The sequence below is a fragment of the Mycobacterium sp. NPDC051804 genome, from assembly GCF_044452905.1.
Classification (GTDB): domain Bacteria; phylum Actinomycetota; class Actinomycetes; order Mycobacteriales; family Mycobacteriaceae; genus Mycobacterium.
The window spans coordinates 1069306-1085910 of sequence record NZ_JBITCD010000001.1 but is presented as its reverse complement, the minus strand read 5'-3'; the positions used below and the strand labels follow the sequence as shown (position 1 = coordinate 1085910).

Annotated in this window: 19 protein-coding genes; 6 read left to right on the top strand and 13 right to left on the bottom strand. The window is 65.9% G+C overall.

The annotated features are described in order from the left end of the window. Window positions 1-165: 165 nt before the first annotated feature. The gene (locus tag ACIA48_RS05265) at window positions 166-1467 is read right to left on the bottom strand and encodes an ROK family protein (protein ID WP_396728286.1); all 1302 of its coding nucleotides are present in this window, start codon (window positions 1465-1467) and stop codon (window positions 166-168) included. A gap of 173 nt (window positions 1468-1640) precedes the next feature. Here ACIA48_RS05265 and ACIA48_RS05260 point away from each other — a divergent pair, with 173 nt between their 5' ends. Next, complete coding sequence (locus ACIA48_RS05260) at window positions 1641-2396, top strand: SDR family oxidoreductase (protein WP_396728284.1); 756 nt, start codon at window positions 1641-1643, stop codon at window positions 2394-2396. Window positions 2397-2414: 18 nt separating this feature from the next. On the opposite strand, the gene ACIA48_RS05255 is transcribed toward ACIA48_RS05260, so the two are convergent. After that, the gene (locus tag ACIA48_RS05255; protein WP_396728282.1) at window positions 2415-3704 is read right to left on the bottom strand and encodes an Ig-like domain-containing protein; all 1290 of its coding nucleotides are present in this window, start codon (window positions 3702-3704) and stop codon (window positions 2415-2417) included. 15 nt (window positions 3705-3719) lie between these two features. Further along, window positions 3720-4775: a UDP-N-acetylmuramate dehydrogenase gene (locus tag ACIA48_RS05250; RefSeq protein ID WP_396728280.1), complete on the bottom strand. Its 1056-nt coding sequence runs from the start codon at window positions 4773-4775 to the stop codon at window positions 3720-3722. A 26-nt stretch (window positions 4776-4801) separates the two neighbouring features. Here ACIA48_RS05250 and ACIA48_RS05245 point away from each other — a divergent pair, with 26 nt between their 5' ends. Next, entirely contained in the window at window positions 4802-5311 is a 510-nt protein-coding gene (locus ACIA48_RS05245) for a DUF2505 domain-containing protein (RefSeq protein ID WP_396728278.1), read from the top strand. Here the strand turns inward: ACIA48_RS05245 and ACIA48_RS05240 are convergent. Continuing rightward, on the bottom strand, window positions 5308-5643 hold the full coding sequence (locus tag ACIA48_RS05240) for a cytochrome P450 (RefSeq protein WP_396728276.1): 336 nt from the start codon (window positions 5641-5643) through the stop codon (window positions 5308-5310). The two genes, ACIA48_RS05245 and ACIA48_RS05240, sit on opposite strands and share 4 nt — an antisense overlap. 169 nt (window positions 5644-5812) lie before the next feature. Here ACIA48_RS05240 and ACIA48_RS05235 point away from each other — a divergent pair, with 169 nt between their 5' ends. Continuing rightward, a complete protein-coding gene (locus tag ACIA48_RS05235; protein ID WP_396728274.1) occupies window positions 5813-6595 on the top strand; it encodes a class I SAM-dependent methyltransferase in 783 nt (260 codons plus the stop codon). A gap of 29 nt (window positions 6596-6624) precedes the next feature. On the opposite strand, the gene ACIA48_RS05230 is transcribed toward ACIA48_RS05235, so the two are convergent. Continuing rightward, window positions 6625-7254 (bottom strand): TetR/AcrR family transcriptional regulator, encoded by a 630-nt coding sequence (locus ACIA48_RS05230; RefSeq protein WP_396728272.1) that lies wholly within the window; start codon window positions 7252-7254, stop codon window positions 6625-6627. An 82-nt stretch (window positions 7255-7336) separates the two neighbouring features. On the opposite strand from ACIA48_RS05230, the gene ACIA48_RS05225 reads away from it, so the two are divergent. From ACIA48_RS05225 to ACIA48_RS05215, 3 genes are read left to right on the top strand one after another with little or no spacing between them, the layout of a single operon-like run. After that, entirely contained in the window at window positions 7337-8434 is a 1098-nt protein-coding gene (locus ACIA48_RS05225) for a methyltransferase (protein WP_396728270.1), read from the top strand. A 23-nt stretch (window positions 8435-8457) separates the two neighbouring features. Continuing rightward, window positions 8458-9258, top strand: a complete 801-nt coding sequence (locus ACIA48_RS05220; protein ID WP_396728268.1) for a carbon-nitrogen hydrolase family protein — start codon at window positions 8458-8460, stop codon at window positions 9256-9258. A 20-nt stretch (window positions 9259-9278) separates the two neighbouring features. Then, the gene (locus tag ACIA48_RS05215) at window positions 9279-10226 is read left to right on the top strand and encodes a DUF2993 domain-containing protein (RefSeq protein ID WP_396728266.1); all 948 of its coding nucleotides are present in this window, start codon (window positions 9279-9281) and stop codon (window positions 10224-10226) included. Between the two features lie 3 nt (window positions 10227-10229). On the opposite strand, the gene ACIA48_RS05210 is transcribed toward ACIA48_RS05215, so the two are convergent. From ACIA48_RS05210 to ACIA48_RS05175, 8 genes are all read right to left on the bottom strand, one after another. Then, entirely contained in the window at window positions 10230-12038 is a 1809-nt protein-coding gene (locus tag ACIA48_RS05210; RefSeq protein ID WP_396728264.1) for a zinc ribbon domain-containing protein, read from the bottom strand. Then, on the bottom strand, window positions 12035-13666 hold the full coding sequence (locus ACIA48_RS05205) for a protease pro-enzyme activation domain-containing protein (RefSeq protein ID WP_396728262.1): 1632 nt from the start codon (window positions 13664-13666) through the stop codon (window positions 12035-12037). Before ACIA48_RS05205 ends, ACIA48_RS05210 begins: the two co-directional genes overlap by 4 nt. After that, entirely contained in the window at window positions 13623-13898 is a 276-nt protein-coding gene (locus ACIA48_RS05200; protein WP_396728260.1) for a hypothetical protein, read from the bottom strand. The genes ACIA48_RS05205 and ACIA48_RS05200 overlap by 44 nt, the downstream gene beginning before the upstream one ends. Before the next feature lie 96 nt (window positions 13899-13994). Beyond that, complete coding sequence (gene deoC, locus ACIA48_RS05195) at window positions 13995-14678, bottom strand: deoxyribose-phosphate aldolase (RefSeq protein WP_396728258.1); 684 nt, start codon at window positions 14676-14678, stop codon at window positions 13995-13997. Window positions 14679-14701: 23 nt separating this feature from the next. Then, a complete protein-coding gene (locus ACIA48_RS05190) occupies window positions 14702-15058 on the bottom strand; it encodes a DUF2599 domain-containing protein (protein ID WP_396728256.1) in 357 nt (118 codons plus the stop codon). 43 nt (window positions 15059-15101) lie between these two features. Beyond that, window positions 15102-15398 carry a DUF2516 family protein gene (locus tag ACIA48_RS05185; protein ID WP_396728254.1) on the bottom strand — a complete coding sequence of 99 codons (297 nt, stop codon included), beginning with the start codon at window positions 15396-15398 and terminating at the stop codon, window positions 15102-15104. Window positions 15399-15471: 73 nt separating this feature from the next. After that, window positions 15472-16110, bottom strand: coding sequence for a heparin-binding hemagglutinin (locus ACIA48_RS05180; protein WP_396728252.1), 639 nt, complete (start codon window positions 16108-16110; stop codon window positions 15472-15474). A 90-nt stretch (window positions 16111-16200) separates the two neighbouring features. Further along, complete coding sequence (locus tag ACIA48_RS05175) at window positions 16201-16605, bottom strand: helix-turn-helix domain-containing protein (RefSeq protein WP_396728526.1); 405 nt, start codon at window positions 16603-16605, stop codon at window positions 16201-16203.

Here is a 16605-nt window from a genome sequence, read left to right as displayed (position 1 = left end):
GGACCCTTGTGCCAACCTCGCGGCCCATGATGGCACCGCTGCTAGACGGTCGCGTCAACTTCGCAAAATGTCTAGTCGGCTTAGCTGAAGGTTCAGTCCAATCGTCCTCTTTTGGGTTGCAGTGGCTACCCGGAGTTCGCCAGAAATTGGCCGGACGACCGCCCGTTACGCACTCACTTCGGGTCGGCGGTTCAATGCCCGTTTCATCGCGCCGATGGGGTCCGCGTAGAGCCCGACGAGGGACACCACGCCGGCGCCGGCCTCCTGCACGCGGTTGCCGAACGCCGTCACCCTGATCTGGCGCGGCGCCATCACCGACCGCTGGGTGTACGCCGATTCGACCAGCTCCATGCCCTCCGGATACTCGGTAAAGGCTTGGCCGCCCACGACGAGGTCGTCGGGGTTGAGCATGTCGCGCAGCAGGGCGACGGCCTGGCCCAGCACCCGGGCCCGCTCGGCGAGGAGGGCCTGCGCCGGCTCGCTGCCCTGCCGGGCCGCCCGAAGCACCGCCGGCATCGTCGACGCCGGTCCGTCGCCGCTGATGATGCGCGCCTTGCGGGCGGCGATCAGTACGGCCTCGTCACTCACAGTGGACTCCAGCTGACCGGTGCCGCCCAGCAGCTCGGAGTCGGCGGGCAGCGCGGCGATGGTGCCGGGCCCGCTGGTGGGTGAATGCACGCGGCCACCGATGGACAGTGCGTAGCCGACCGTCTCGCGGGCGTAGACGTAGAGGCTGGTCGACGCGGACGCCGGAGCTGCGCCGGCGATCTCGGACACCGGCAGTCGCCGGCCGCCGAGCAGGAGTTCGGCACCGGCCATCGCATCGACGTGAGAGGCGACCGACACCGGCAGGCCGAGCGCCTCGGCGAGCACGGGGCCAACGGGTGCGTCCGACCAGCCCAGTCGCGGATGGTCGAGGTAGCCGGTGGTGCTGTCGACGACCCCACCGGCGGCCACGCCCACCCACAGGGCGCGACGACGATGCCAGCGGCTCAGGTAGCGGCGGGCGCTCGCGGCCAGCGACGCCAGCGCGGCGGTCTGCGGTCCGCGCGGTGTCGGCGTCTCGACGACGTCGAGCGTTCGGCCGAACAGATCGGCGGCCACGATGCTGGTTGTTCGGGCCCCGAGGTGGATGCCCAACGTCAGGTAGGGCTCGTGATTGACCTCGACGGGGACTCGCGGCCTGCCGATGGCGCCGGAGACGGCCAAGTCGGCACGCTCCCGCAGCACACCCGCGTCGAGCAGCGCCGTGACCTGACGGTTGACCGTGGCGATGCTGAGCTGGGTGACCTGCGCGATGACGTCACGCGCGATCGGGCCGCGCAGGCGGGCGGCGCTGAAGACGGAGCCCGCGGCGGCCTCGGCCACTCGCAACGACGGAGCTACGACGTGGTGGCGGGCGAGCAGCGCGCGCTTCGCGTGAGCTGGGGCGGCGGGCTTACGGAGAGTGGAGGTTGCAGAGCGCACGGGAGTGTCCTTTTGTGAAGTCGGCTGGGGGGTCGATGCCACACCCGGCGACTGTCATCAGGACAGCAGAATCAGGAGCGGCGACGTGCGCAACAACAACAGTGCCGCGTGATGCGGGCAGCCTGGCTCCTGGACATGCGAGTGAACTTAGCACGCCAACTAAAGTCGGGCACATGACGACACCAGAGACCGAAAGGCGGGTCGCAGTGGTCACCGGCGCCAGCGCCGGCATCGGCGCCGCAACCGCGAAAACCCTTGCAGCCCTTGGCTTTCACGTGGTTTGCGCTGCGCGCCGCGGGGAGCTGGTCGAGGCCCTGGCGGACGAGATCGGGGGTACCGCCATTGTGACCGACGTCACTGACCCCGAGAGCGTAAACGCCCTGGCAGACAGCCTGGAGAGGGTCGACGTACTGGTGAACAACGCCGGCGGCGCGCGCGGCCTCGAACCTGTCGTCGAGGCGGACATCGAGCAGTGGCGGTGGATGTGGGAGGCCAATGTGCTCGGCACGCTGCTGGTCACCCGTGCATTACTGCCGAAGCTGATCGACTCGGGTGACGGGCTGATCATCACGGTCACCTCGATCGCGGCCGTGGAGATCTACGACAACGGCGGCGGCTACACGTCGGCCAAGCACGCCCAAGGTGTGCTGCATCGCACGTTGCGCAGCGAGCTGTTCGGAAAACCGGTGCGGCTCACCGAAGTTGCGCCGGGCATGGTGAAGACGGACTTCTCACTACGCCGATTCGAGGGTGACGAGGAGCGGGCCGCCAAGGTCTACGAAGGCGTCACACCGCTGGTCGCCGAGGACATCGCCGAGGTGATTGGGTTCGTCGCGAGCCGTCCGTCGCACGTCGACCTGGATCTCATCGTGGTTCGCCCACGCGACCAGGTCAGCGGTGCGATCGGATCACGCTTCAACCGCAAGTAACTCGTCAAGACTGGACGCCTAGCCGCCGGGGCGGCCCGCGCCCGCGGGCTCCGGCGCACCCGACGGCGTGGCAGGCGCGGTGCTGGGGATCCCCGCCGGTGAGGCCTCGTCACTCAGCGCCGACATCGACTTCCACTCGTCCCAGGGAATCGCCCAGTCCCAGATGTCGCCGTCGGCGTAGGACAGCTGAATCCGTGTCCCGGTGACCTCGACCGGGTCGCCGTAGATCGCACTGTTGAAGTACTGCTGGGCATCGGATTCGGACAGATTGATACAGCCGTTGGTGACGTTGGAATTGCCCTGCGAACCGAGACTGGCCGGGTTGGCGTGGATGAACTCGCCATTGTTGGAGATCCGGACAGCGAACCGCTCGCGGATGTTGGCGTAGCCGGCCGCGGGGTTGGTCATGTAGAAGTCTTCGTACTTCTCGGTGACGACGTGGACACCGCTGCGCGTCACGTTGCGGTCCAGATCGCCTTCGCCGTAGCTGCACGGGAAGTCCATGATCACCGCACCGCCCGCGTCCAGCACCTGGATGCGGTGCGACGAGGCCTCGGCCTTGACCACCTGGCGGCGGCCGATCTCGAATGTCAGCGTCGAATCCGCCGCACCGAACGCGCCGTCGCCGAAGGGAACGCCGTAGAGCCTCGCGTCGACGTGCACCTTCGTGCCGGCCGGGTAGTAGTCGCGGGTACGCCAATGCATGCGCGATCCCCCGACCTCGTCGGGCAGCCATGCCCAGCTGCCCTCGACCGCCGGTTCGGTGGTGACCTTGACCGCCTTCTCGACGGATGCCTTGTCGCTGATCGACGCGTCGAACTGGATGATGATGGGCGCCGCGACGCCGACGACCTGACCGTCGGCGAGCTGGAAGACGCCGCTGACCTGAGTGCTGGGGTTGACGGTGGTGAAGTTGCCCGCGACCGGAACCGCGTTGCCGTCGCGGCCGACGACCGAGCCTTTCCACGTGTACTCGACGCCGTAGCCGAGCGGCTCGGTGACGTTGAATGCGGTGCGATCGCGGTTCAGCGCGCCCGCGACGACCTTGCCGTCGGGATTGGTCAGCGAGACGCGCTGGAACCACCCGTCGTTGACCTCGACGCCGATGGGCGCGGTCGGCGCCACATCGGCGGTGGTGTCGGCCGGTTCGAATTTCAGCGACGGCGCGGGTGGCGCGATGGCCTCACCCGCGGAGGGTGCAGACCGATTGGAACAGGCGGCCAAGGCCCCGGGCGCGATGACGCCGACCGCAAACGCGGTCAAGGCGCGCCGACGACTTATCGACGACAGTGGATCGGCTGGGCTCACGTGGACCCAGGGTACCTAGAGGGCGACGCCAATCAGAATTGGTTCGGGGGTGAGTTCGATCCCAAATGCTGTTTTCACACCGTCTCGTACCGCCCTGGCCAGCGCAATCACATCGGACGTCGACGCTTTTCCCCGATTGGTCACAGCCAACGCGTGCTTGGTCGACAGCCGCGCTGGAGCGTCGTCGCCGGGGTAACCCTTGGCGAAACCCGCACGCTCCACGAGCCAGCCTGCGGCCAACTTGACGCCGCCCGGCGCCGGGTAGTTGGGCACGGTTCCCTCGATGCTGTCCCGCAGCCGCTCGAACACCTCATGGTCGACGACTGGGTTGGTGAAGAAGGAGCCGACGCTCCAGGTGTCGTGGTCGGCCTCGTCGAGCACCATGCCCTTGCCGGCCCGCAGCGCCAGCACCGCTTCCCGCACCCGGGCCGCGTCAACCCGTGAATCCGGTTCTGCGCCAAGAGTATTGGCCAGCTCACCGTAGCGCATTGGTGCGCTGAGCCCGTCGGGGTTCAAGGCAAACTCAACCTCGAGCACGATCGCCGCCGACGAGTGCTTGAGGACGCTCGTGCGGTAGCCGAACTGCAGCGTTGACGGTGCGACCCAGGAGTCCTCTCCCGTGCGGCGGTCCAGCAGTCGCACGCGGCTGATCGTGTCGGCCACCTCGGCGCCGTAGGCACCGACGTTCTGTACCGGCGTCGCACCGGCGGAACCCGGGATACCGGACAGGCATTCCAGTCCGCCCAGTCCGTGCGCAAGTGACGTCACGACAACGTCGTCCCAAGCCGCCCCGGCCTCCGCCCGCACAACGTTTCCCTCGACCGTGATCTCGGTGTTGGCGAGCAGAACGACGGTGAGGTCAGTCAGGTCATCGGCCAGCACGACGTTGGATCCGCCCGCGAGGATCAGGGCGTCGCTGTCAGGGCCTAGTGCGCGCATCACGTCGACAACCTTGCCGGTGGTGTCGCAGGTGATCAGTCGTTGCGCAACGGGTCCGACGCGCAGCGTGGTCAGCGGCGCCAACGGCACCGCCTCGGAGACGGACGCGCCGCCGATGAGCGAGGGGACCACGGGCGGTAACGGTAGCGTGGCCAGCTATGCCGCGCTCATTCGACATGGCTACCGAATACGAGGGCACAGTCGAACAGGTCCACCGCGCATTCCGCGACGAACGGTACTGGCTGGCCCGCTTGACGGAGTCCGGCGCCGACGTCTACTCGCTGGATTCGATCGATTGCACCGACGGCGGTATCGACATCATCACGACGCAGACATTGCGGGCCAGTCGGTTGCCGGCTGTAGTCACCCAGTTCCACCGCGGTGACCTGAGTTTCGTACGCGAAGAAACGTGGACACCGGTCGCCGATGGAAAGACCACCGCATCGGTCAAGGGGTCGATCACCGGTGCGCCCGCAACGCTGCGCGGCACCGCGGTCCTCGCCCCTTCGATATCCGGGTCGGGTTCACGGCTGGACTTCAATGCCACCGTCGAAGTGAACATCCCGCTCGTCGGCGGCAAGGTCGAGAACTTCATCGGCAGCCAACTCGTCGACCTGTTGATCCAGGAGCAGCGCTTCACCACGGAGTGGATCGCCGAGAACACCTAGTCCGTCAAGCAGGTTCGGTCTCGGATTCCGTAGATCCCGTGATCGCTTTTGAACTCGAGTTGTTCGCGCGGCACCGCGAGACGTAAGTCCGGCATACGACGCGCCAGTGAAAAAAGCGCGATCTGAAGTTCGGCGCGAGCGAGCTTCAGCCCTATGCGATGTTCGGTGAACCTCGGATCCCAGTTTCCCGCAGGGATATTCATCAAGAGAATGTCACCGGCCTGTACCTGCTGACCACCAATCGTCATGTCCTCGAGGACCACGCGGTCGACGAGACTTTGCACGACACTGAGATAGCGCACCGTTTCGTCGACAAGCTTGGCAATGACCACCTGGCCCTCGGTGTGGCTCAGGCGTTCAAACGCCTCGGGATGGTCCAGCAGCGTACCGGCTAATGACAGTCAGCTGCCACTTACCGGAAACGCGGCGAAGAATCTGTCCCTCGCCCGTCCAGCGGCGTGGTGCGAGGCGCAACGCCACCACCGGCCTAAAATTGAATTTATGGCTGCCCCCATTGGACAGCTCACCCGAGGCACCACCGGTTACAACCGGCTACGACGCAGCGACCGCTGGCTGGTGCATTCGCGACGGGTGCGTGCCGCACTGCTGTCCGCCACCGACCCATTGGTGGTCGACCTCGGCTATGGCGCGCTGCCGGTGACGACCCTGGAACTGGCCGAACGGCTCCGGATGGTGCGCAACGACGTTCGGGTCATCGGCCTCGAAATCCATCCGGAACGGGTCGCGTCGGCGCGAGCCGCAGTAGGCGACACCGTCGAATTCGCCCTCGGCGGCTTCGAGCTGGCCGGCCGGCGCCCGGTCCTGGTGCGCGCGTTCAACGTGCTGCGCCAGTACCCCGTCGACGCGGTGGCCGAAGCGTGGTCGACCATGCAACACCAGCTGGCACCCGGCGGCCTGATCGTCGACGGCACCTGCGATGAGCTGGGTCGCCTGTGCTGTTGGGTGCTGCTCGACGCCGACGGTCCGCTGAGCCTCACACTGGCCTGCGATCCGTTCGCGATCGAGCGCCCGTCCGACCTCGCCGTGCGACTACCCAAGGTGCTGATCCACCACAACGTCGACGGCCAGCCGATCCACTCCCTGCTGGCGGCGGCTGATCGCGCGTGGGCCAGCGTCGCGGGGCACGGCGTCTTCGGCCCGCGGGTCCGCTGGCGGGCGATGTTGGATCTTTTGCGCGACAGTGGTTTTCAGGTCGATCCGCCGCGACGACGGATGCGCGACGGCGTTCTCACGGTGCCGTGGGAGACCGTGGCGCCGCACTGACCAGCTCTGGCTCGGGATGAGCTGTGCGACTACCTATTCAGTGGTTCTAAATACCAAGTGCGCCAAATTATTTCGGTGAGCGCCTCGGCAATCGCGTCGTCGGCCTCGGGTGGTGAGTTGCGAACCAACTGGTGACATGTGCGCTCGATCATCCACGTCAGAGCGCGCGACGTCGCCAAGCTGTGCGCGGGCCCGGCCGCTCCCGCTGCAATGGCCCGGTCCAACGCAGCTTCAGCCTGCCCGGCGACGCCGTGCACGATCGCCGTATGAGCTTCGGCGACAACAGGGTCATAGCTCGCAAGTTCGACGAAGGCAGCGAGCACGGCCTGATGCTCTCTATACACAGCGACGATCTGCCGGACCGATCGGCGCGCGCTTTCCGGGTCGCGCTTGTCCGATGCGTCGAACCACAGCGCCGCGGCCTTGCCGAGTTCGGCCGTGACTCGTCGGCTCAGCTCCAACAACAGCTGTCGCTTGTCCTCGAAGTAGATGTAGAACGTAGCTCGGGAAATGCCCGCCTCCGCGGCTAAACGGTCGACGCTCAGCTCGGTGAATGACAGGCCGTCAGACATCAGTCCTTCGGTCGCCTCGAGCAGCCGTTGCGCCAGTTCGCCGCGCCGCTGTTGGCGATTCGATTTCGACTTACGGGTGACGCCCACCGATTCACGGTAACGCATCCATAGACACTTCAGTTAGACACTATGTCTTGACTGTGTGTCCGCCGAGCTCTACCGTTCAGCCATGACGCCGGCGATTTCAGTGCCGCTGTGGGCAGCCCGCCGCATGCTCAGCGCACGCGACCGGATGTTGAACGTCGTCGAGGCCACCCTGCCGGGCGAGGTGGCGCTACTCGTCGACGTGGTTTTCGGAATGCAGAAAACCATGATCGCGGGTGTTCTTGTGTCATCGGGGATCGCCGATGTGCTTGGCACGGGTGCGCGAACACCGGGCGACCTCGCGCGCGACCTGGGATTGAATCCCGACATGACATGCAGATTCGTCGATGCCGCCGTCGCGTCGCGGCTGTTACGCCTTGACCGCCGTGGCCGCGCATGCCTGACGAGAACGGGCGGGCCGCTACGCCGCGACCACCCGAAGTCGGTGGCGTCGTGGGTCACCTATTACGCACACCCCGACACCGCAGCGGCGCACGCACACCTCGATGCGCAGCTCCGCGAGGGCGGCGAAAACTCTGGATACAGAAGAGCTTTCGGCAAGTCGATGTGGAATTATTTCGGCGACCATCCAGAGGTGGGCGCCACATTCGCCGACGCGATGCGACAGATGACCGAGATCGACCTTGCCGGTCTCGTGCGCGCCTACCCCTGGCCCCGAGGCGGGGTCATCTGCGATGTGGCAGGCGGTATCGGGCACATGCTTGCGGCCATCCTCGAGCATCGGCCGGACGCTCGCGGCATTCTTCTCGACTCCCCCGACGTCATCGAACAGGCGGAGGGATATCTCCGCGAGCGGGGGTTAGCCGACCGGATCGAACGGCGAACCGGCGACCTGTTCGGCGAACTGGACGCACATGCAGACGTCTACACGATGAAGTGGATCCTGCACGACTGGGGTGACGACACGTGCCGCGACATCCTCAAGCGGGTGCGCGCCACCATGCCCTCAGGCTCGAGACTGGTCACAATCGACTGGCACCACGAGCGCGGCCGGCCGAATCTTTCGACACCGGTGTGCGACATCCTGATGGTCGTCTGTTGCGAAGGCGGTCGGGAACGATCACCACAGCAGGTGCAGGACTTGATGCGCGACGCTGGGCTGACACCTGGGCGCGTTCGCCACCACGGACTGACGATGCTGGTCGAGGGCATCGCGCCCTGACACTGCGCTCTAGGCTGGTCTCCATGCGTGTGGCCCTGGCACAGATTCGCAGCGGCACCGACCCTGCGGCCAACCTCGACCTGGTCGATGAATACACGCGACGGGCGGCCGACGCCGGCGCCAGGCTGGTGCTGTTTCCCGAAGCGACCATGTGCCGGCTCGGAGTCCCGTTGGCGACGATCGCCGAACCGCTGGACGGACCGTGGGCAACGGAAGTGCGACAGATCGCCGAACGCGCAGGCATCGTCGTCGTCGCGGGCATGTTCGTCCCCGCCGAACCGCGGGAGGGTCGTGCGCGGGTGACCAACACCCTGATCGCGACGGGGCCTGGAGTTGACGCGCACTACGACAAGATCCACCTCTACGACGCGTTCGGGTTCACCGAGTCGAACACCGTGGCGCCGGGCCGCGAGCCGGTCGTCATCACCGTCGACGGCGTCACCGTCGGCCTCACCCTCTGCTACGACGTCCGATTTCCCGAGCTGTACGTCGAATTGGCCCGCCGCGGGGCGCAACTCATCACCGTCCACGCGTCATGGGGCACCGGCCCCGGCAAGCTCGATCAGTGGACGCTGCTGGCGCGGGCCCGCGCAATCGACACCACCGGCTTCATCGCCGCGGTTGACCAGGCCTATCCGGGCGACGAAATCGCGGCGCTGGGACCCACCGGGGTGGGCGGCAGCGTCGTCGCATCGCCGGTTGGCGAAGTCGTCGCATCCGCGGGTGACGATCCGGCACTGATCGTCACCGATATCGACCTCGACGCCGCCCGGAAGGTGCGCGAAACCATCGCGGTCCTCCACAACCGCACAGATCACCTGTGAGGTAGGGCAGAATCGCGGAGATGACAGACCCTTGGGACCGCAGGAACCAGCCGCAACCACCGCAGTACCCGCAGGGCCAGCCGCAGTACCCGCAGGGCCAGCCGCAGTACGGGCAACCTCCTCCGCAGGGGCCGTCGGGCTCCGCGGCGCCACCTCCCCCGCCCGGGCCGACACAGCCGTCCGCTGGGGCATCGCCGCCGGTGGAGCCTTCGCCGCCGAAGAAGTCGAAGAGGTCCCTTCGGGACCCGCTGTCGATCGTTCTCGTGCTGGTGATCGTGGTGGCGGTGCTCGCCGCCGCGCTCATAGGCATCGAGTTGTACGCGCGCAACGAGGGCGAGACCAGGGTCGCCAAGGCCGTCGAGTGTTTGGTCGAAGACAAGGCCGAGGTGTCCTTCGCGTTCATGCCGCCGTTCCTGATCCAGCACATCAACCGGCACTACAGCAGCCTCCATGTCGAGACTGCGGGTAATCAGATCGGCGACCTGTCGGGCATGAAGGCTGACGTCACCATCAACGACGTGAAGCTGAACGACAACGCCGGCACCGGCGGCAAGGGCACGATCGGATCGCTCGTCGCGGACATCGACTGGACATCGGCCGGAATGTCGGAGTCCATCCAGAACGCGATCCCGCTCGTCGGCTCGTTGATCTCCGGCGTGACGACCAACCCGTCCCAGGGCACGGTCGAGTTGGAGGCAGCGCTCGGCAGCATCGTGACCAAACCGGAGATCAAGAACGGCGCCCTCACACTGCAGGTGACGGAGTTGACCGGGCTGGGCTTCACGTTGCCCCGTGAGACGATCCAGCCGGCACTCGACTCCCTCACCACCCAGCTCGAGCAGGAGTTGCCGATGAACATCAAGGCCGACTCGGTGAAGGTCACCGATTCCGGCGTCCAGACTCGGTTCTCGACCAGGAACGCAATGATCCCGGATAGCGACCAGAATTCCTGCTTCTCGAATATCTGACGGTCACTCCGCCGGTTCGGCCCACCGAAAGCTGTTGACGTACTTGCCCATATCCATGGCGAGTTGCAGATTGGCGCCTGACGGGTGGCCCGGACCATCGTCGCGAGTGAACTCGCGGAATGGTCCGATCGCGCCCGCCACCAACGCATAGTCGTTTCTGACCGCGACCAATACGACCAGCCGAAGGCGGGAAAAAGCGCCGCGAGCATCCTGCGGATACTCGTTCATGACCACTCCGTAACCGAGCTCGTATCCGACCATGGCGTTGGGGATCTCGTAGTCGATCTTCGCGAACGGATACTTTCCCTGGATCAGAGATTCCGTGATCTCTTTCGGTGTGCGACCTTCGGCAGGTAGTCCGAACAGCGACATGGTCCCGGTATCCCCACCAACGTATTCCAGGTCCACGCCATCGGGGTTCAAGGTCGCCTTGTAGGCCGTTCCCGGCCCCGGGTACTGCACTGAGAACGCGCCGTCCGGTGAGACGAAACGCGGGTTGGATTCGATGGGCTCCGCGATAGGTGGACGCCCACAATCCGGTGGACACACATACTCGGGAGGTTCGGGTGTGACCACCACCGCCGCCGCGACTCCCGCCGCGGCGACGACGGTCGTCAAGGCGGCCACTGCCAAAAGGATTCGGGTATTGGATGTTCGGCGTACCTCCACCGTCTCATCCGCCGCGGTGCGTCGGATGGTGCGCAAGGTGTGCGACGACGCATGAGCAGCGACGCCGCAGTTCGGGCAGAACGGCATATCGGGTACGACGGTTTCGCACTGCGGACAGAGCACCCGTACACCCTCGTCGACCGGTGCCTGCCGCTCGTTGAGCAGCGCGGCCTGTATACCGAACCGCACCGCGATCAGCGCGACCAACGTGATGACGACATGGATGCCAAGATGGACATACGGAGAGATCGTGGTGAGGACCTCCACCACTCCGGTCACACCGAAAAGGCCAAGTGCGACAAGAACACTGGCCGCGATCAGCACGCGGCGACCTGACCATAGCGTCACACCGACCAAGCCGCCCAACGCCGCTGAGGTCACCGGTATCGCGATGCCCCTGATACCCCCTTCGACGAGTAGGACGCTGACCGGCAGGGTCCAGTCGGCAGTCACCCCAGTTTCGAGCTGGGGCGCCAGCAGCGTGAACGTGACAGCGGCGGTGAAGCTGATCGCCGCAAGCGCTCCGAACACGAACCCGTCCAACAACTCTCGGGCACCGGTTGGGACCAGCCATATCATCGCCGCCGGAATCAGCATGACGGCGGCCGCACCGATCGGGATTGCCATCACCGCGAGGGAATCCACCACCGGCTGCGCCCCGGAGTAGTCCGGACCGAGCGAAACGACATACGAGGCGGCTACGACCGCGCCCGTCACAAGCGCGGAGCCGACACCCAGCGTGGCCCCGAAAACGGCCGTGAGCACCAGCGAGAATCTCGGCACGTCACGGTCGATCTGTGCCTCACGCAGGTAGATCAGGAACAGTATCGGAAGGCCCAGCGCACACACGGTGATCAGCGGCGCCTGCCAGCGCATCAACGCACACACCACCATCGTGACGACCAGCAGCACGAGTCCGACCCGGAACGGCAGCAGCGCTCGCCGCGGCAGGTGGGGGAACAGTGACGTCGCTACGGACGGCACCAGGGTGTGCTCGCTCGGTGCCGCCGCGTATGCCCGGATCCGGCGACGTCCGAGCCTGCCGGTCTGCGCCGCACCGCAGAGTCCGCAGAACGTCGACTCGGGCACTTCGTTCTCGCACGCCTGACACACCATGGTGGACGCGCCGCTCGGACCGCTCATCGAGGCGACGCCCTCTCCTGCAGTTCGAGGATGTTCTGCGCAAGGTTGTAGACGTTCGGGGTGCCGAGGCCGGTCACGAGGTCGTAGCCGGGATGGGCGATGTCAACGGCGTTGCCGCCGCGGACGATGTCACGAAATCCAGGCAGATTCGCACCTGCGGCCACGCGGTACAGCACCGCGTTGGCATTCCCGACGGGACGACCTCCGTTGGCGTTGAGGTACTCGTTGATCAGCGCCGTCATCGCGGCCCACATCGGCGCTGCCTGCGACGTGCCGCCGCCAAGCACCTCCGTCTGCTTGTAGATGACCCTGACCCCGGTGAAGGGATCTGATACGGCGGCGACATCGGGCGACAGGCGGCGACGCTTGGTATCCCGTTCGGCCCTCAGCTGGCTCTGCCACGGCGGACGGTCGAACAAGATCGACACCCCGCCGCTGGTCCCTTGCGTCAGCGGCGAATCCACCCACGCGTACTCCCCCACCCACTGCCCGCGGGGGCTCGTCGAGAGGGTGGTGCCGCCGACCGAGGTGACGTTCGGTATCGACGAAACCGCGTCCAGGCCAATGTCATCCGGGCCGGGCGGAGCCGACCAATTCTCACCGCCCTTGCACTCCAGGCCCGCAGTGTCTCCGCTCGCGTCGAACACCGAGGTACCACGCCGCTGCGCGGCGGTCACCGCGGCCACCACCGGCGCCAGGTCGGCGGCGGTGAAAAGCTTGTCGCAACCCCAGCCGATCGACAGGCTCCACACCGCCCCAGGGAACTGGCGGTCGGCATCTTCGAACATCTTCGCGATCTTCTCGAAGGCTCCGTCGCCCTGCACCGTGGGACGGGCATTGACGACCACGAGACGCGCGAGCGGCGCAATCGCGTGTGCCACTTGAAGATCCATCGCGGTTTCGCCGCTCTGCTCCTCCGGCTTCCCGCCCACGATGACCGGGGTGAAGCGCGGCAGGCCGGAGGTGTCGGCAAAAAGGTCCAGATCCGCCTGATCCGCGCTGTCGAAGGCGAAGAACACGATTGTCTGCCCCTCGCCGGTGAAGCCCTGATCGGCGAGGGGGGTGCCGTTGTACGCCTGCAACAATCCCTCAGGAGTCAAGCCGCCCCATCGCACGTCCAGGGGTAAGAATCCAGGGCTCGCCATGCGGTGCGGTGTATAGCTGTTGATTCGGCCGATTCCGGACACGACGTCACGCAGCACCGACGGTATCGACGGCTGCTGTGGGGATGCGTAAAAGACCTGGCCTTTCAGGCCGCGGTAGTCGTGCACGGGTACGTCGAAAGCCCGCGCCAGATCGGCGGCGGCGCCCTCGACGATCGCCCACCCATCACCGGCGCGTGCACGCACCCACAGCCCGGCATCGGTTGCCCATTTGGTCAGCGGCTGCGTGCGCGACGGGTCCGTGAGCGTGACCGTCAGTTGCGCGTCGCCCGTACGCGACGGGCCCAGATCTTGAGAACTCGCCAGCAGGGAGGCGTACGGACCCGTGATCCTGCCGGGGGTTTGCCGCGCGCAAGCGGCGCTGATGCCTGAGACAGTCAGCGCCGCTGCCGCGACGAGTGCTACGAGCCGGCGCCGCCTATCAGCGATGGCGGCCAGGTGTCGCCTCCGGAGCCGGCGGCGCAATCACGCTCGGCGAGAACGGGTTCGGTCCGCCCGGCTCGAGGCGGGGCGCCTTCTCCGTCGGCTCAACCGGTGCGGCGGACGACGGTGTCGTCGTCGTGGTGGTCGTGGTCGAGGTTTCGGGCGCCTTTTCCTCTTCCTTGGCGCATGATGCGGTGAAGAAGCCCATGGCGGCGATAGCCCCGATGCCCGCAACTGTGGAAACTCGACGAAGCAAACGATTGTGGGTGGTCATTTAAATCATCCTATCGATAGTCACCTGGGGAATAGGTGAGGTTGATCTAGATCTTCGCACACTTTTGGCACACTCGTGAACCACTCTCAGCAAATACTAAATGTTTGCGTCAATAACCCGATTCGCCCCTTCCAATCCGTCGAGCACTGACCTAGTCCCAGACAATCCCAGCCGGGTCGCGCCGGCGTCGAGCATCGATACCGCATCGGCCGTTGTGCGGATGCCGCCACTGGCCTTGACCTCGACACCAGGGCCGACAGCCGCGCGCATCAGCTCCACCGCGCGAACCGATGCACCCCCTGCCGGATGGAACCCGGTAGAGGTCTTCACAAAGTCCGCTCCCGCATCCGCGGCGACCCGGCACGCTGATACGAGTGCGTCCTCCCCCACGATGCTGAGCAACGCAGCCGACTCCACGATCACCTTCAGGACCACGCCCTCGACGGCCGCCCGCACCGCGGCAACCTCCGCCGCCACGGCGGTGAATTCACCGGACACCGCCGCGCCGACGTCGATCACCATGTCGATCTCGGCGGCCCCCGCCGACACCGCAAGCCGCGCCTCCTCGGCCTTGATGGCCGAAAAATGTTTACCTGAAGGGAATCCCACGACCGCGGCGATGGGTTTGGTATCCGTTCCCGCTCGCTTCGCGACGGCGACCATGGACGGTGACACGCAGATCGCGTACACCCCGAGCTCGGTGCCTTCCTCGACGAGACGCGCGACGTCGCGTTCAGTGGCTTCAGGTTTGAGCAGAGTGTGATCGATGAGCGCAGCCACGTCATCGCGGCAATAGGTGCGCACTAAAACGGTTCCTCGGTGCCGCCAGGATTGCAGTTCGTCGCGATCAACGTGTTGTCGTCGACCTCGGGCCGCCACGGCTCCAAATTCCAACTGGCCTTTCCGGGGCGGCCGAGTTCGGCCAGTTGCCAGTGGCAGATGAACTGTTCGTACATTCCCGGCATCGCTGCGTCTGGCGAGAGTGCCAGCACTTCTTGCCACGCGGCGGCCTCGGTCTCGACGGTGGCGACGAGCGATGCCTGCCGGCCGGCGGTCGTCGGGTACACCCGCAGGCTCGACAGGTCACCGAACTTCGCCCATTCGACGTGGTCGACGTAGGGCGGTGCGGGTGCTGGACTAGCGGCGGCGGCGGGCGCCAAGGTGAGGGGTAACAGGACCGTCGCGGCCGCGACAAAACGCCGGTTAACGGGACTTCCCCTGGATTTCCAGGATCTTCGGCCGGACGTCGACGAGGTAGATGCCGGTCGCAACCGCGGCGATGGCAATCGCGAAAACGGAAACTCCGGTGAGACTGGTGAGCAGGGCGAACGCACCTGCACCGCCGATGATCAAAAGCCAGACCGGCTTCGTGAGCTTGCCCGCGGCGGTATACGCGTCGGGCCGCTGCATGGCGGCGTGGACGAAGGCATAGAGAGTGACGGCCAGTACTACGACGGCCAAAAGTAAGAGGACGTAACCCGCCAAGTTTTGGAGCTGCACGCTCCAAGCGTATGCGGGCTACGTCCCCTGGTCGACTCATAGTCGCCCAGCCGGGCGACTCGGAGCCGAAATGCTACTTCTGGGTGACCTTCTTGGCCGGAGCCTTCTTGGCCGGAGCCTTCTTGGCGGGGGCCTTCTTGGCGGGGGCCTTGGCCGGCACCTTCTTGGCGGCGCTCTTGGCGGGCGCCGCGGCCTTCTGAGCCTTCTTCGGCAGCTCGACACCGACCAGCTTGGCGGCACGCTCGCCCACCGCGCGGGTCTGGGTCGCGACGTTGCCCAGCGCTTCCTGGGTCAGCTCGACGGCCTGGTCCGAGTAGCGCTCGACGCGACCGGCGGCCTCTTCGAGGGCCGGCTGGCTACGCAGCCGCTCGAGGGCGGCCTCGCCGCGCTCGATCAGCTTGTTGTACGAGGTCTGAGCGGCCTCGGCGTAGGTCTCGGCGAACTTGCGCAGCTCGTCGGAGTTCAGCTTCTCGCGCAGGTCGCCGAACTGCGTCGGCAGTTCTTCCTGCAGCTTGGTCACGCGGGCGCGGGTCTCTTCGACGCGGGTCTCGGCGTCGGTACGCGCATCCTCGGCGCGCTCGCGCAGAGCCGCGACGATCTCGTTGACGCGCTCGAGGGCCAGATCGGCAGCACCTACTGCGGCGAGCAGCGGGGCCTTCAGGTCGTCAGCGGTCGGCTGGTTCTTGTTCTTGGCCGGGGTCTTCTTAGCCATGTCGGTGTTTCCTTTCATCCCAGTTTCTGGAGATTTGGTGTTCAGAACTTCAAACGGACGGTTCGGTTGGACTAAATCGAGTGCACGTTTCTATTCAGTCGTCTGCTCCTCGTCGGTCTGGACGCCTGCCGCTTCGATCTGCAGGCTCTCGTTCTTCTGGCCCTCGTTCTGCTGAACGAACGACGTGTAGATCTCGAGCAGCACCTGCTTCTGCCGCTCCGTGATAGCCGAGTCGGTGATGATGACGTCGCGGACTTCGTTGTTCTCGCTGGGTTCCAGAATTCCGGCCCTGATGTAGAGAACTTCCGCGGATACCCGCAGCGCCTTGGCGATCTGGTTGAGCACGTCGGCGGAGGGTTTCCGCAATCCCCGCTCGATCTGACTGAGGTAGGGATTGCTGACGCCGGCCTTCTCGGCCAACTGCCGCACCGATACCTGGGCTGCCTCGCGCTGCGTGCGAATGAAAGTGCCGATGTCCTGTGCAGCATTGGACAT